Source organism: Actinomadura sp. GTD37 (assembly GCF_041951365.1).
Classification (GTDB): domain Bacteria; phylum Actinomycetota; class Actinomycetes; order Streptosporangiales; family Streptosporangiaceae; genus Spirillospora.
In genome coordinates this window covers 213,346-227,838 of the sequence record NZ_JBGNUS010000006.1, presented here as the reverse complement: position 1 = coordinate 227,838, position 14,493 = coordinate 213,346, and the positions used below count along the sequence as shown (strand labels likewise).

The 14,493-nt window shown below is 75.0% G+C and carries 14 protein-coding genes and 1 tRNA gene; 6 read left to right on the top strand and 9 right to left on the bottom strand.

Annotated features, from left to right (window positions below):
- Positions 1–3: 3 nt before the first annotated feature.
- The 6 genes from ACA511_RS28540 to ACA511_RS28515 all read right to left on the bottom strand — a co-directional run bounded on the left by ACA511_RS28540 (position 4) and on the right by ACA511_RS28515 (position 4,929).
- The gene (locus ACA511_RS28540) at positions 4–948 is read right to left on the bottom strand and encodes an ABC transporter permease (RefSeq protein ID WP_375027712.1); all 945 of its coding nucleotides are present in this window, start codon (positions 946–948) and stop codon (positions 4–6) included.
- Positions 949–955: 7 nt separating this feature from the next.
- Complete coding sequence (locus tag ACA511_RS28535; protein ID WP_375027711.1) at positions 956–1,933, bottom strand: ABC transporter permease; 978 nt, start codon at positions 1,931–1,933, stop codon at positions 956–958.
- Positions 1,934–2,000: 67 nt separating this feature from the next.
- On the bottom strand, positions 2,001–2,762 hold the full coding sequence (locus tag ACA511_RS28530) for an NRDE family protein (RefSeq protein ID WP_375027710.1): 762 nt from the start codon (positions 2,760–2,762) through the stop codon (positions 2,001–2,003).
- Between the two features lie 52 nt (positions 2,763–2,814).
- Positions 2,815–3,603: an SCO1664 family protein gene (locus ACA511_RS28525; RefSeq protein ID WP_375027709.1), complete on the bottom strand. Its 789-nt coding sequence runs from the start codon at positions 3,601–3,603 to the stop codon at positions 2,815–2,817.
- Positions 3,604–3,656: 53 nt separating this feature from the next.
- Positions 3,657–4,205, bottom strand: coding sequence for a DUF3090 domain-containing protein (locus ACA511_RS28520; RefSeq protein ID WP_375027708.1), 549 nt, complete (start codon positions 4,203–4,205; stop codon positions 3,657–3,659).
- A gap of 10 nt (positions 4,206–4,215) precedes the next feature.
- Entirely contained in the window at positions 4,216–4,929 is a 714-nt protein-coding gene (locus tag ACA511_RS28515) for an MSMEG_4193 family putative phosphomutase (RefSeq protein ID WP_375027707.1), read from the bottom strand.
- A gap of 67 nt (positions 4,930–4,996) precedes the next feature.
- Here ACA511_RS28515 and corA point away from each other — a divergent pair, with 67 nt between their 5' ends.
- From corA to ACA511_RS28500, 3 genes are all read left to right on the top strand, one after another.
- Positions 4,997–5,968: a magnesium/cobalt transporter CorA gene (gene corA, locus ACA511_RS28510; RefSeq protein WP_375027706.1), complete on the top strand. Its 972-nt coding sequence runs from the start codon at positions 4,997–4,999 to the stop codon at positions 5,966–5,968.
- 228 nt (positions 5,969–6,196) lie between these two features.
- Positions 6,197–6,339 (top strand) — tRNA-OTHER (locus ACA511_RS28505).
- Between the two features lie 274 nt (positions 6,340–6,613).
- Positions 6,614–8,245: a TROVE domain-containing protein gene (locus tag ACA511_RS28500; protein WP_375027705.1), complete on the top strand. Its 1,632-nt coding sequence runs from the start codon at positions 6,614–6,616 to the stop codon at positions 8,243–8,245.
- Positions 8,246–8,515: 270 nt separating this feature from the next.
- On the opposite strand, the gene ACA511_RS28495 is transcribed toward ACA511_RS28500, so the two are convergent.
- The gene (locus ACA511_RS28495; protein ID WP_375027704.1) at positions 8,516–9,145 is read right to left on the bottom strand and encodes a hypothetical protein; all 630 of its coding nucleotides are present in this window, start codon (positions 9,143–9,145) and stop codon (positions 8,516–8,518) included.
- Between the two features lie 132 nt (positions 9,146–9,277).
- Between ACA511_RS28495 and ACA511_RS28490 the strand changes: the two genes are divergently transcribed.
- The 3 genes from ACA511_RS28490 to ACA511_RS28480 all read left to right on the top strand — a co-directional run bounded on the left by ACA511_RS28490 (position 9,278) and on the right by ACA511_RS28480 (position 12,853).
- Positions 9,278–10,231, top strand: coding sequence for an aldo/keto reductase (locus tag ACA511_RS28490; protein ID WP_375027703.1), 954 nt, complete (start codon positions 9,278–9,280; stop codon positions 10,229–10,231).
- Positions 10,228–12,117, top strand: coding sequence for a helix-hairpin-helix domain-containing protein (locus ACA511_RS28485; protein WP_375027702.1), 1,890 nt, complete (start codon positions 10,228–10,230; stop codon positions 12,115–12,117). The genes ACA511_RS28490 and ACA511_RS28485 overlap by 4 nt, the downstream gene beginning before the upstream one ends.
- Before the next feature lie 103 nt (positions 12,118–12,220).
- On the top strand, positions 12,221–12,853 hold the full coding sequence (locus ACA511_RS28480) for a hypothetical protein (RefSeq protein WP_375027701.1): 633 nt from the start codon (positions 12,221–12,223) through the stop codon (positions 12,851–12,853).
- A 75-nt stretch (positions 12,854–12,928) separates the two neighbouring features.
- Here the strand turns inward: ACA511_RS28480 and fabI are convergent, their stop codons facing one another.
- Together fabI and ACA511_RS28470 are read right to left on the bottom strand one after the other, a co-directional pair.
- Complete coding sequence (gene fabI / locus ACA511_RS28475; protein ID WP_375027700.1) at positions 12,929–13,714, bottom strand: enoyl-ACP reductase FabI; 786 nt, start codon at positions 13,712–13,714, stop codon at positions 12,929–12,931.
- A gap of 5 nt (positions 13,715–13,719) precedes the next feature.
- Positions 13,720–14,424, bottom strand: coding sequence for a beta-ketoacyl-ACP reductase (locus ACA511_RS28470; RefSeq protein ID WP_375027699.1), 705 nt, complete (start codon positions 14,422–14,424; stop codon positions 13,720–13,722).
- Positions 14,425–14,493 lie beyond the last annotated feature (69 nt).

The window sequence follows — 14,493 nt, the reverse complement described above, 5'->3', positions numbered from 1 at the left end:
CGGTCAGGCGGGGCGGAGCCGCGGATCCAGGATCGCGTAGCCGATGTCGACCAGCAGGTTCGCGACGGTCACCGAGAGGGTCGCCAGCAGCGTCACCCCGATGATCACCGGGGTGTCGCCGGCCGCGATGGACTGGTAGACGAGCTGCCCCACGCCCTGCAGCCCGAACACCTTCTCGGTGACGATCGTGGAGCCGATCAGGGCGCCGAGGTCGATGCCGAGCTGGGTGACGACCGGGGTCAGCGCCGCCCGCAGCGCGTGCCCGCCGACGACGCGGCGCTCCGGCAGGCCCTTGGCGCGGGCCGTGCGGACGTAGTCCTCGCCCAGGACGTCCAGCATCGCCGCGCGGGTGAGGCGCGAGTAGGCGGCCGTCATCAGGAACGCCAGCGCGAACCACGGCAGGACCATCCGGCGCAGGAAGTGCTCCTGCAGCGGCGGCCCGGCCTCGAAGACGTGGACGCCGCCCGCGCCGAGCCCGGCCGTGCACAGGTACAGCAGGGCCAGCGCCATCACGAACGGCGGCGTGGACAGGCCGGCGAGCACGAACACCGTGACGGCCCGGTCCCGCAGGCCGCGCGCCCGGGCCGCGCCCGCGACGCCGGCGGCGAGGCCGCCCGCGAACCACAGCACCGCCGCGCCGGAGACCAGGCACAGCGTCGTGGGGAGCCGGGCGCCGATCAGCGCGGTGACGGGCGTCCCGTTGACGTAGGAGTCGCCGAGGTCGCCGCGCGGCAGCCGCGCGAGGAACCGCCAGTACTGGACGAGGAGCGGCCGGTCGAGGCCGAGGTTGCGGCGGATCTGCGCGAGCGTCTCGGCGGTGGCGCGGGGCCCGCCGATGACGCGCTCCACCGGGACGGGCGAGACGTGCAGGATCACGAACGTCAGCGTGGACACCAGCCACAGCACGACGGCCGCGTACAGCAGGCGGCGGACGACGAGGCGCGGCACGGGCGGGTCACCTCCCGGCGGCGGCGCGTTCGCCGCGCGGGTCGAGGGCGTCGCGGACGCCGTCGCCGAGCAGGTTGAACGCCAGCGTGGTCGCCAGCAGCAGGACGCCGGGGACGGCGAGCAGCCACCAGGCGGTGCGGAACACGTCGCCGCCCTCGCCGAGCATCGACCCCCAGCTCGGCATCGGCGGCCGCACCCCGACGCCGAGGAACGACAGCGTCGCCTCCGACACGATCGAGGACGGGACGAGCAGCGAGGTCAGCACGGTGATCTGCGCGGTGAGGTTCGGCAGGACCTCGCCGGCCATGATCCGGGCGTTGGACGCGCCGAGGGCGCGGGCCGCCTCGATGAACTGGCTCTCCTTCAGCGACAGCACCTGCCCGCGGATGGTGCGGCCGTAGGCGGCGAACGAGAAGAACGCGATGACCAGGATCGTCATGGCGAGGCTCGCGCCGGCCGAGGAGACCCGGAACGTGGTCGCCAGCAGGATCGCGACGAGCAGGTAGGGCAGCGCGAGGACCATGTCCATCAGCCGGGCCAGCAGGGTGTCCAGCGCGCCGCCGGCGAACCCGGCGAGCGTCCCGGCGAGGGTGCCGGCGGCCGAGGCGAGCACCGCCGCGCCGATCCCGGCGGTCAGCGAGATCCGCGCCCCGTAGGCGGCGCGGACCAGGACGTCGCGGCCGAGCTGGTCGGCGCCCAGCGGGAACGCCGCGCCGGGGCCGCGCGGCTGCCCGCCCGCGTCCAGGCCCGTCGCGGGGAACGTCGCGTCGTAGGGGTGCCCGGTCAGGTGCGCCCACAGCGGCGCCAGCGCCGCGAACGCCATGATCGCCAGCAGGACGCCGAGGGACGCGACGGCGGGCCGGTCGCGGCGGAACCTGGCCCAGGCGAGCCGGGACGGGCTGCGGCTCTCCACCGGCTCCGCCGCCGCGCCGGCCGGCGCCCGCGCGACCGGCCGGGCCGCGACCCGCGCGCCCTCGCTGGCCACCCCGGACGAAGATCGCATTAAGTAGGCAACTTAGCACCCACCGTGACGCCGCCGCAGCCGGAATCGCCTACATGACCCGGGACCAGGCGCCGCCCTCGCCCGGGGCGGCGGAGAAGTCGTACCGGACGCCCGGACCGAGCGCGACCAGGCTGACCGAGGTCGTGCCCCACACCCGCCCGTCGCCGAGGTCCAGCAGCGGGAGCAGCGCCCGGTGGTCGGCGCGGGGCAGCCCGTCCCCGTTCACCAGCGGGAACCAGGCGCCCCACGCCCGCTCCACCGGCTCGCCCGCCGCGGGCTCGGGACGCGGCGCGGCGGCCAGCCGCGGCCGGAAGTGCGCCAGCCGCGCCGCCATGTAGGCGTCCTCGGTCTCCCCCTCCAGCTGCCCCTCGCCCTCCAGCCCGCTGTTGACGATCATGTGCAGGCCGGGGCCGAGGTCCCGCTCGGTGAGCGCCTCCCCGTCCCAGCTCCACAGCCGGACCCGGTCCGGTTCCGCGGCGGCGAGGTGGAACGGGTCGAACGCCGCTAGGTCCAGCTCGCCGAGGCCGCCCTCGGCCGCCACCCGCAGCGGCAGCTCCCCGCGCGAGGACCGCGCCGCCTCCGGCGCCATCCGCCCGCGCCCGTTCAGCACGACCGCCACCCGCGGCGCGTCCGGCTCCACCGCCAGCCACGTCCCGCCGGCCCGCAGGTCGCGCCCCCCGACCACGCCGGGCCGCTCCGGCCAATGCCGCCCCGGCCCCTCCCACTCGCGCGCGACGAACTCGTCCCGCACCCCCACCACGAGCACCGGCACCGGAGACGGGGGATCCACACTGATGATCGCGGTACACATCCCCCAATTCCAGCACCCCGCCCATTTCGCCCAAGCGCCGGACCCCCCTGGGCTACAGGGGCGGCCAGGGGATCGCCGGCCAGTCCTCCGGGGGGTAGGGGTGGATGCGGTGCTTGAGCATCAGTTCCACGCGGCGGCGGGTGGCGTCGACTTCTTCGGGGGTGAGGAGTTCGGCGAGCCGGGCGCCGAGGGCGCCGCCGCGCAGGGCGGCGTCGACCCGGCCGAGGGCTTCGAGGGCCTCGGGGGTGAGGGGCTTGCCGCGCCACTGCCACAGGACGGTGCGGAGCTTGTACTCGGTGGAGAAGCAGACGCCGTGGTCGCAGCCGTAGACGCGGCCGTCGCCGGGGGGCAGCAGGTGGCCGATCTTGCGGTCGGCGTTGTTGACGACGGCGTCGAAGACCGACATGCGGCGGACGGCCTCGTCGTCGGAGCGGGACAGGGTGACGAGGTCGATGTCGGGGTCGGGCTCCACCCAGAGCTGCACCATGCCGGGCCCGTAGGGGCCGTCGCGGTGGACGGTGGGCGGGACGGTGCCCCAGCCCATGGCCTTGGATACCTCGTAGGCGGCGACCTCGCGCTCGGCGAGGGTGCCGTCGGGGAAGTCCCACAGGGGGCGTTCGCCGGCGACGGGCTTGTAGACGCAGTTCGCGGCCGCCCCGTCGTGCTCGATGGTGCAGTACAGGGTGGCGTTGGATGCCTGGACGAGGCGGCCCTCCACGCCGAGGCGCCCGGCGGACAGCAGCCGCTCGGCGGCCGCGGCGTCGCGGGGGGACACCGGCCGGCCGGCCGCGTCGGGACCGGTGCCGCCGGCGGGCGCCCGGTCGCGGGAGGACTGCGTCATGCGTTCATTCTCCCCGGCCGCGTCGTCCATGATCCACCACGATGGGGGCCATCTCAGCCCAGGTAGCCGTTCTGGCGCGGGCAGACGTGCCCGTCGCTGTCGAGCGGCAGGCCGCACAGCGGGCACGGCGGGCGGCCCGCGGCGACGACCTTCAGGGCGCGCTCGGCGAACGCGCGGGCCTGCGCCGCGCTGATCCGGACCCGCAGCACCGCGATGGCGGGGTCGTCCTCGCCGACCTCGGGCTCCTCGTCGGTCTCGGTGACCTCCTGCGCCTCGATGACGACCCGCTCGTCCTCGGGGTCCCAGGCGAGCGCCATCGTGCCGACCTTGAACTCCTCCTCCACCGGCTGGTCGAGGGGGCCGTCGTCCTGGAGCTCGGACGGGGTCGCGGCGGGCACGGCGGCGTCGCCGCCGGTGCGCCGCAGCACCTCGTCGAGCAGCTCCTCCAGGCGCTCCGCCAGGAGGGTCACCTGGAACTTCTCCAGCCCGACGCTGGTGACGCGGCGCCCGGAGCGGGCCTGCAGGTAGAAGGCGCGGTCGCCGGGCCGCCCGACGGCGCCGGCGACGAAGCGCTCCGGCGGGTCGTAGGAGATGACGGGCATGACACCGACCCTACGCGCCGCCGCCGACGGGCGCGTCACTCGACCCGAGTCCGTCTTTCCCGGAACGTTCCGCGGCCGGTTCGGGCGCCAGGGCGGCGACGTCGCCGCCGATGTCGTTGACCCGGACGACGAACGGGCGCGTTTCGGTGTAGCGGATCACGGTGAGCGACGCGGGGTCGGCCTGGATGCGCTGGAACTGGTCCAGGTGGAGGCCGAGGGCGTCGGCGACGATCGACTTGATGATGTCGCCGTGGCTGCACACGGCGTACAGGGCGTCCGGTCCGTGCTCGGCGGCGACGCGGGCGTTCCAGTCGCGGACGGCGGTGACGGCGCGGTGCTGCGCGGCGGCGAGGGACTCGCCGTCCTCGCCGGGGAACCGCGCTGCGCTCGGGTGGGCCTGCACGACCCGCCAGAGCGGCTCCTCCGCGAGTTCCTTGAGGGGGCGGCCGGTCCAGTCGCCGTAGCGGACCTCGCCGAACCGCTCGTCGGTCTCGACCTTCTCGACGGGCGGGGCGTGCCCGGCGGCGATCGTCCGGGCGGTCTCGGCGCAGCGGTCGAGGGGGCTGGACACGACGGCGGCGAGCGGTAGGGGGGCGAGCCGGGCGGCGAGCGCGGCGACCTGCGCGCGGCCGCGGTCGTCGAGGTGCACGCCGGGCGTCCAGCCGGCGAGCACCGGGCCGGTCATCGCGGTCAGGCCATGCCTCACCAGGAGAAGGGTCGTCACAGCGGCCACTCTAGGAGATCTCCGGCATTCGGGCGGGACGGGGCGCGGATGCGCGACAATGCCTGCCGTGATCGTGGACAAGGCCATCTACGCGGGCGCGGTGCGCCGCGACATCGACGGGGACATCAGCGACGCGTTCGACCTCGCCCGCGAGGACGGCGAGTGCTTCCTCTGGATCGGCCTGTTCGAACCCGACGAGGCGGAGTTCGACCTGGTCAGGGACGAGCTGAACCTGCATCCCCTGGCCGCCGAGGACGCCGTGTCCGCGCACCAGCGGCCCAAGCTGGAGCGCTACGACGACACGCTGTTCGTGGTGCTGAAGACGCTGTCCTACATCGACGAGACGTCCGACATCGAGGTCGGCGAGATCATGGTGTTCCTCGGCCGGGACTTCGTCGTCACCGTCCGGCACGGGGCCGGCAACCCGCTCGGGCCGGTCCGCACGCGGCTGGAGGAGAGCCCGGAGCTGCTCGGGCACGGCGCGACCGCCGTCCTGTACGCGGTGTGCGACGAGGTCGTCGACCGGTACGGGCTCGTCGCGCACGAGGTGGAGGTCGACATCATCGGGCTGGAGCGGGCCGTGTTCGACCCGGGCGCGCGGGACGTCACCGCCGACATCTACTCCCTGAAGCGGGAGGTGCTGGAGTTCCGCGGCGCCGAGGACCCGCTCGTCCCGGTGCTGCAGGAGATCGTCAAGGGCCGGGTCGCCGAGTGCGGCACCACCCGCGAGTACTTCCGCGACGTCCTGGACCACCTGCTGCGCGTGGACGAGCAGGTCGACGCGCACAACGAGCTGCTCAACAGCGTGCTGACCGCGCATCTGGCGCTGCTCGGCAAGCAGCAGAACGAGGACATGCGCAAGATCTCGGCGTGGGCGGCGATCATCGCGGTGCCGACCGCGATCGCCGGGATCTACGGGATGAACTTCGACCACATGCCCGAGCTGCACTGGACCTTCGGGTACCCGCTGGTCATCGCGGTGATGGCCGTCGCGTGCGTGCTGCTGTTCCGGCGGCTCCGCAGGAGCGGCTGGCTCTGAGCGGATGGGCGATATTCGGTTGAGAATGGGCACGCGGAAATGGTCTGATGAGGTCATCGCCCTTCCGGTGCGCAGGCCACGGGTTACTTCTCTGGTAAAGAACCCATCCCGAGGCCGTCTTCGAACTCGGAGGGGCTCGACAACTCCAGAGCGTGCCCGGTGAGCAGGTGAGAGTTACTTCGACCGTGGATCGAGTGGTCGCGGGTTCGAGTCCCCGCCACGAGCCTCGACTCGTGTAGCTCGACAGGTAGAGCGACTACGTGCCTCTCGCCGTCCTGATCTCGGGCACGAACTCTGGCCATAACTGAATACGCACCTCCCGGTGCGCAGGTGAACGGGTACTTCACAGGTTCGATTCCTGTCGCGGGCCGCCGTCAGGCTTCCGCTCGCGACGCCCATTTTGGGGGCACCCCCGTACGCCGACTTGATCTCGGGAGGGAGCACATACTTCGCGGGTGCCCGGTGCGCAGGCAACGGATACTTCCTTGTTAATCCATGGGTCGTGGGTTCGAGTCCCACCGCCGCCCTCGGGGTGGCGTAGCTCAGACGGCAGAGCAATGGCGCGATGGCCGTGGCCGACTCTGATCTCGGGCACTTCCGCGAACCCTGGGGCTCCCTCCACTCGATGGAAGGGAGCCCTGACCCATGGCGAAGTTCAACCGCCCGGCGGTCCGTCCGGCCGCCTCCGGCCCGGTCCGCACCGAGGCGGCTCCGTCCGGCCGCACCCACGAGGGCGCGCCCGGCTACGCCCGCGACGCCGAGTCCGAGCTGTTCCTGCTCGCCGTTGCGAACATGGTCGGCGAGGACTCCTTCTACGAGTCCGCCGGCGACCGCGACGCCCGCTTCCGCGACCTCGTCCACCAGGTCGCGGTCGAGGACCCTGAGTGGGCGGCGGGGTTCCTGCCGTGGCTGCGCGGCGAGGGCAACATGCGCTCGGCGTCGGTGGTCGGCGCGGCCGAGTTCGTCCGGGCCCGCCTCGGCCACCTCGACGAGGTGCTCCAGCGCGACGGCACGGCTGCGGGCTACACCCACGCCGGCCTTCCCCGGAAGGTCGTGGCGAGCGTCCTGCAGCGCGCCGACGAGCCCGGCGAGCTGCTGGCGTACTGGACCTCGGCGTACGGCCGCGCGATCCCCAAGCCGGTCAAGCGCGGTGTCGCCGACGCGGTCCGGCGCCTCTACAACGAGCGCGGCCTGCTCAAGTACGACGCAGGCTCCCGCGGCTTCCGCTTCGGTGACGTCGTCGATCTCGTCCACCCGTCCCCGGACCCCGGCAAGCCCTGGCAGGGGGACCTGTTCAAGCACGCCCTCGACCGGCGCCACGGCCGGGGCGAGGACGTCCCCGAGCGGCTGGCGATGGTCCGGGCCCGCGCCGAACTGATGGCCGTCCCCGTGGCCGACCGGCAGGCGGTCTTCGCCGCGGACGGCCCCGAGCGGCTGGCGGCGGCCGGTATGACGTGGGAGGCGCTGGCAGGGTGGCTGCAGGGCCCGATGGGCGCCAAGGCGTGGGAGGCGGTGATCCCGACGATGGGCTACATGGCCCTGCTGCGCAACCTGCGCAACTTCGACGAGGCGGGCGTGCGCGACGCCGTCGCCGAGCAGGTCGCCGCGAAGCTCGCCGACCCCGAGCAGGTGGCGCGGTCGAGGCAGTTCCCGTTCCGGTTCTTCTCGGCTCACCTGGCGGCGCCGTCGCTGCGCTGGGGTCACGCCCTGGACAAGGCGCTCGCGGCGGCCACGGCGAACGTCCCGGCGTTCCCGGGCCGCACGCTGGTGCTGGTGGACACCTCGGGGTCCATGAACGGCGTGGGCGTCTCGGAGCGGTCGAAGATGACGTACGCCCAGATGGCCGCCCTGTTCGGCGTCACTCTGGCGTCGCGCGGCGACCAGGTCGACCTGCACGGCTTCGCCAGCGGCACCTTCCGCCACGAGGCGCGGCGGGGCGCGTCCGTCCTGCGCGAGGTCGAGCGGTTCGTCAACCGGATCGGCGAGGTCGGTCACGGCACGCAGATCGCCGAGTCGGTGCGGGCGACGTATGCCGGGCACGACCGGGTGATCATCCTGTCGGACATGCAGACGTTCGGGGGCGGCTGGGGAGGCGACGTCACCGACGCCGCCCCGAGGGGCGTCCCGATGTACGGGTTCAACCTGGCCGGGTACAAGCACGGCGCCATGCCGAGCGGCTCGGGCAACCGCCACGAACTGGGCGGCATGACGGATGCGACCTTCCGGCTCATCCCGCTGCTCGAGGCCGGGCGCGACGCTGCCTGGCCGTGGCTGTAGAGCGCCCGCCAGGTCCGTCATGACGAGCGACATGACGGGCCTGGCGGCCATGCCCACCGAGGCGGCCGCGCATGGCCCGCGACTGGTGAGTCACCGCGCGGCACGCCGCGGGCCTCACGTGACGCGGATCTGAGCCTGTGGATCCGCGGGGAGCAACTCGTGCGCGGCCTGTACGAGAACCGGCCGCCGGCGATCCTGCCGCCCAAGGCGGACCGGGCCTCTCGGCGGGGCGGCGATCATCGCGGTGCCGACCGCGATCGCCGGGGGCGGCTACGGCGCGTCGGCGGGCGGGGACGGCGGGGCGGCCAGCAGGACGGCCCACAGGTGCGACTCGGCGCCCTGGGACTCCAGGCGCCGCCGCATCCGCTCCACGCCGCCGCGCGTGGGCAGCGCCAGCCGGACCAGCAGCGGGTAGCCGACCGCGAACCCGGCGACGAACACCAGCTCGCTGTGCCCGACCATCGCCAGCGGCAGGCCGAGCAGGATGACGCCCTCGGCCAGCGCGAACCGCAGCAGCACCGCCTGCCGGAACATCAGCAGCGCCGACTGGGCCGCCGCGCCGGGCGCGGTCCGCCCGGCGCCCGGCGGCATGGGGCGCGGCGCGCGGGGGCCGGCCAGCAGCGCGACGAGCGCGGCGGCGGCGAGCGGCGCGTAGCTCCACAGGGGCGCGTCCCCGCCGCCGTCCTGCACGATCAGCGGCATGATCGCGAAGATGAGCAGCGGCGCGGCCAGCAGCACCAGCATCATCGCGCGCAGCCGGCCGAGCTCGGTGCCGGAGCCGAGCGAGGCGAGGTAGCCGGGGTCGTCGCCCGGTCCCGCGCCGAACACCGGCGCCACGTCCGGGCCGCCGTCGCCGTCCGGCGACTTCGGCGAGTACATGGAGAACGGGGGTGGCGCCATGGCTGCGAACTTTAGCCCGGCGGCGGGCCCCGGCAATAGATCCCACCAGGGATCTCCGCGCCGTCCGGTGATCGCGTGCGGCCGGCCGCTCGCTTTCCGCGGGCCCGGCGCGGACCGCTAGATTGGCCGCCTATGAAGGAGCGTCACCTCGGGCGGAGCGGGCTGCTGGTGTCCCGGCTGGGCCTCGGCACCATGACCTGGGGGCAGGACACCGACCCGGACGAGGCCGCGGCGCAGCTCGTCGCGTTCGTGGACGCCGGGGGCACGCTGGTCGACACCGCCGACGTCTACACCGGCGGCATCAGCGAGCGGATCCTCGGCCACCTGCTGCGCGAGACGGTCGACCGCGACGGCCTGGTGATCGCGACGAAGGCCGCGATCAGGCCGAACGGCCGCTACGACGGCTCCCGACGGCACCTGCTGCGCGCCCTGGACGCCTCCCTGGACCGGATGGACCTCGACCACGTCGACCTGTGGCAGCTGCACGTCTACGACCCGTCGACGCCGCTGGAGGAGACGCTGTCGGCGCTGGACGAGGCGGTCGCGTCCGGCCGCGCCCGCTACGTCGGCGTGTCGAACTACGCGGGCTGGCAGGTCGCCAAGGCCGCCGCGTGGCAGCGCGCCTGGCCGGGCCGCGCCCCGGTGGTGTCCGCGCAGCTGGAGTACTCGCTGCTGCGCCGCGACATCGAGCGGGAGGTCGTGCCCGCCGCGCTCGACGCCGGGGCGGGGCTGCTGCCGTGGTCGCCGCTCGGCCGGGGCGTGCTCACCGGCAAGTACCGCACCGGCATCCCCGCCGGGTCGCGCGCCGCGGCCCCGCACTTCGCCGACTTCGTCCAGCCGTACCTGGACGAGGAGTGCGCCAGGATCGTGGAGTCGGTGGTGACCGCCGCCGAGGGCCTCGGCCGCTCGCCGCTGGCGGTGGCGCTTGCGTGGGTCCGCGACCGGGAGGGCGTCGCCGCCCCGATCGTCGGCGCCCGCACCGCCGCGCAGCTCGGCGCGATCCTGGAGAGCGAGGACGTGACGCTCCCGACCGAGATCCGCAACGCGCTCGACGACGTCTCCGACACCGCTACGGGAAGCCCGTGACCGACATCCCCGACCACACGCCCGACCAGCCCTCCCCCGCCGAGCGGGCCGCGCGCGCCGCGGCGGCGATGCGCGCCGCCGAGGCCGCCGCCGGAGCGCTCGGCGAACGCGGAGCCGAAGAGCCCGCCCCGCCCCCGCCGACACCGCCGGCCCGCGACGCGGCGGACGGCCGGCGCGCCCTCGGCGAGCTGTTCGCCGCGGCCGGGGCGCCCGCGCCGCTCGCGGCCCGCGCCGCGGCCCGGCTCGGCCCCGACGCCGCGGACCTGCTGCGCGCCGACCCGTGGCGGCTGCTCCGGGTGCCCGGCGTCCTGCCCGCCCAGGCCGACCACTTCGCGCGCGCCGTGCTCGGCGCGGAGGCCGCGCCCGGCGACGTCCGGCGCGGGCGGGCGCTCGTCCTGCACCTGCTGACGGAGGCGGCGCGCGCGGGCCACACGGTCACGCCCGCCGCGGAGGTGGTGTCCGCGCTGGAACGCGCCCGGGTCCCCGACCCGCGGGGCGCCGTGGAGGCCGCGCTCGACGAGGCCGAGGTCCTGTCCCTCACCGAGGAGCCCGGCTTCGGCGACTTCGACGAGGACTCCGATGACGCCGGGCCGGAGGAGCCCGAGGAGCGGCTCGGCGCGGCGCGGTGGGCGCTCGCGGAGGAGGCCGCCGCCGAGGGGTTCCAGCGGCTCACGCTCACCGCGGCGCCGCTGCTGGACGACGCGGCCCTCAAGGGCCTGCGCGACGGCCTGCCCGAGGACCGGTCGCTCGCGCTCACCGCCGCGCTGCGCACCGGGGTGAGCATCCTGCGCGGCGCGCCGGACGGCGTCGCCGCGGCCGCCCTGGACATCGCCGGTGCCGCCGCGGGCGCGGGCCTGCGGGCCGCCGTCGCCGCGCCCACCGACCGCGCCGCCGCGGACCTGGCCGCCCCCGCGGGAGTCGCGGTCACCAGCCTGCACCGGCTCCTCGAACCCCGGGAGGACGGCCCGCCGGCCGCGCCCGGCGCCGTCGTCTACGGGCGCGGCGAGCAGTCGCCGCTCGACCTCGACCTGATCGTCGTGACCGACGCCTCGGCGCTCGACGTCGAGCTGTGCGCGGTCCTGGCCGAGGCGTGCCCCGACGGCGCCCACCTGGTGCTGTGCGCGGAGCCGGGCGCCGCGCCGCCCGCCGGGCCCGGCCGCCCGCTGGACGACCTGGAGGCGTCGGAGACCGTCCCCGCCGTCACGCTGGACGCCGAGCCGCCGTCCGATCCGCTCGGGACGCTGGCGGAGGCGGTGCGCGGCGGCGACCTGCCCGCCGTGGACGCGCCCGGCCGGGAGGTCGTCGTCGTGCCCGCCGCCGACCCCGGCGAGGCGGTGCACCGGGCGGTGCAGCTCGCCGCCGACTCGATCCCCCGCGCGCTGGGCATCCCGGTCGAGGACGTCCAGGTCGTCGCGCCGGCCGCCGGGGGTCCGGCGGGCGCGGGAGCGCTCAACGCGGCGCTCAAGGCCCGGCTCAACCCCGGCCCCGGCGCGTTCGGCGGGATGGACCCCGGCGACCGGGTGGTCGTCGCCGCGCCGCTCCCCCAGGCCGCGGTCGGCGAGACGGGGGTGGTGACCGGCGGCGGCCCGCACGGGCTCGACGTCGCGTTCCCCGCCGGCCCGGCCGTGGTCGCCCCGGCCGACGCGGCACGGCTGCGGCACGGCTGGGCCGTCCCGGTCGCGCAGGCGCGCGGGACGCGCCGCCCCGCCGTGGTCGCGGTCATGCCCGCCGAGGGGCTGTCGAGGCCGCTGGTGGCCACCGCGTTCGGGCTGGCCCGCCGGCACCTGTCGGTCGTCCAGGCGGCGGGGCCGGCACTGGCCAGGGCCGTCCGCGAGGACGGAGCGCCGCCCCGGCGCACCCGGCTCGCGACACTGCTGGTCCAGTGAGGCCGAGACACGGTAAAGAAACCCCCGTGTCGCGGTTTACGGACGGCCCTGTATGGGACACGATGTCAACAGGGTCAGGCACGGCATCGGGTGGAGGAACGACATGCCCCAGCGGCTCAGGCGGCTAGGTTCGGCTTCGGCGGCGGTCTCGGCGGGAGCGCTCGTCCTCGTGCTCGCCGCCCCGGCGGCCGACGCCGCGGCGGCGGACACGTGCAAGAAGGGCGTCGACCCCGAGAGCACGGTCGAGAACTGGAAGTGCAACCTCGGCAACCTGCGCGAGGCCCTCACCCCGAAGAGCCCCACGCCGACGCCCGCCCCGAAGAAGACCACCGAGAACACCACGAAGAAGACCCGGAAGACCCCGGTCAAGGCGCCGGCGAAGGCCCCGCGCGACCCGGCCGCGTCCACGGGCGGCGGAGCCGGGGCGGCGTCGGGGCCGGCCCCGATGACCGGCGGCGAGGGCCTCAAGCCGTACGCCGGCGGGGCGCCGACGACCGCGAGCGGGCTGCCCGGCGTGCTGCCGACACCGGAGATCGCCGCCGACCCGAACGCCTACCGGAACGCCTCCGGCACCGCGGCCATGCCGCAGACGCGGCTGATCTCCCCGGTCGCCGCGTCCGGGACCGACGACCACCAACTGCTCCTCGTCGCGGCCGCCGCGGGCGCCGCCGGAGCGGTCGGCGCCCTCAACCTCAGCGTCGCCGGACGCGCCCTCCGCCGCCGCAGGGCGCGCTAGCCGGCCGGCGCCCCCAGGCGGTCCGCCGCGGGCGCGGCGGACCGGTGCGCGGGCCGGGCCGATGCGCGGGGCGGGCTAGTACGCGGCGCCGATGGCGTGGATGCCGCCGTCGACGTGGACGATCTCGCCGGTGGTGGCGGGGAACCAGTCCGACAGGAGCGCCGCGCACGCGCGGGCGGTCGGCTCGCTGTCCTTGACGTCCCAGCCGAGCGGCGCCGCCTTCGGCCACATGTCGGTCATGCCCTCGAAGCCGGGGATGCTCTTGGCCGCCATCGTCGCCAGCGGCCCCGCCGCGACGAGGTTGACGCGGATGCCCTGCGGGCCCAGGTACTTGGCCAGGTAGCGGGAGCACGACTCCAGGCCGGCCTTCGCCACGCCCATCCAGTCGTACACCGGCCACGCCTTGGTGGCGTCGAAGTCCAGGCCGACGACCGAGCCGCCGTCCTTCATGAGCGGCAGGCACGCCATCGTCAGCGACTTCAGCGAGTACGTGGAGGCGTGCACGGCGGTCGCGACGTCCTCCCACGGCGTCTCCAGGAAGTTGCCGCCGAGCGCCGACTGCGGCGCGAAGCCGATGGCGTGGACGACGCCGTCGAGGTGGTCGAAGCCGTTGGCGCGCAGGTTCCCCGCGAGGGCGTCCAGCTGCTCGGTGTTCATCACGTCCAGCTCGATGACCGGCGGCGGAGCGTCCGGGCCGGACGGCAGCCGCTTCGCGGTCCGCTGCGTCAGCGTCGGGCGCGGGTAGGCCGTCAGGACGACCTCGGCGCCCTGCTCCTGCGCGACCCGCGCGACGTGGAACCCGATGGAGGCGTCGGTGAGGACGCCGGTCACCAGGATGCGCTTGCCTTCGAGGATTCCCATGATCGTCAGTGCCCCATTCCCAGTCCGCCGTCCACCGGGATCACGGCCCCGGTGATGTAGGCGGCGTCCTCGCTCGCCACGAACCGCACCGCCTTCGCGATCTCCTCCGGCCGCGCGATCCGCCCGAGCGGGACCGCCGCCGTGATGGCCTTCTGCTGGTCCTCGGTGAGGACCGCCGTCATGTCGGTGTCGACGAACCCCGGCGACACCACGTTGACCGTGATGTTGCGGGAGCCCAGCTCGCGGGCGAGGGAGCGCGCGAACCCGACCATGCCCGCCTTGGACGCGGCGTAGTTGGACTGCCCCGGCGAGCCCATCAGCCCCACGACCGACGACACCAGCACGATCCGCCCGGTGCGCTTGCGCATCATGCCCTTCACGGCCCGCTTCGCGACCCGGAACGCGCCGGTCAGGTTCGTGTCGAGCACGGACGTGAACGACTCCTCGCTCATGATCGCGAGCAGCGTGTCCTTGGTGATGCCCGCGTTCGCGACCACCACCTGCACCGGCCCCTGCTCGGCCTCGACCTTGCTGAACGCGGCGTCCACGTCCTCGGCGTCGGTCACGTCGCAGCGGACGCCGAACAGCCCCTCGGGGGGCTCTCCCGACCGGTAGGTGACGGCGACCGCGTCGCCCGCCGCGGACAGCTCGCGGGCGATCGCCAGGCCGATGCCCCGGTTACCGCCGGTCACGAGGACAGAGCGACTCATCACGACCCTCTCATCGACTTTCGTGCTCAGATGACTGCGGCTCGACCCTAGCGGCCCCCGCGGCGCCCT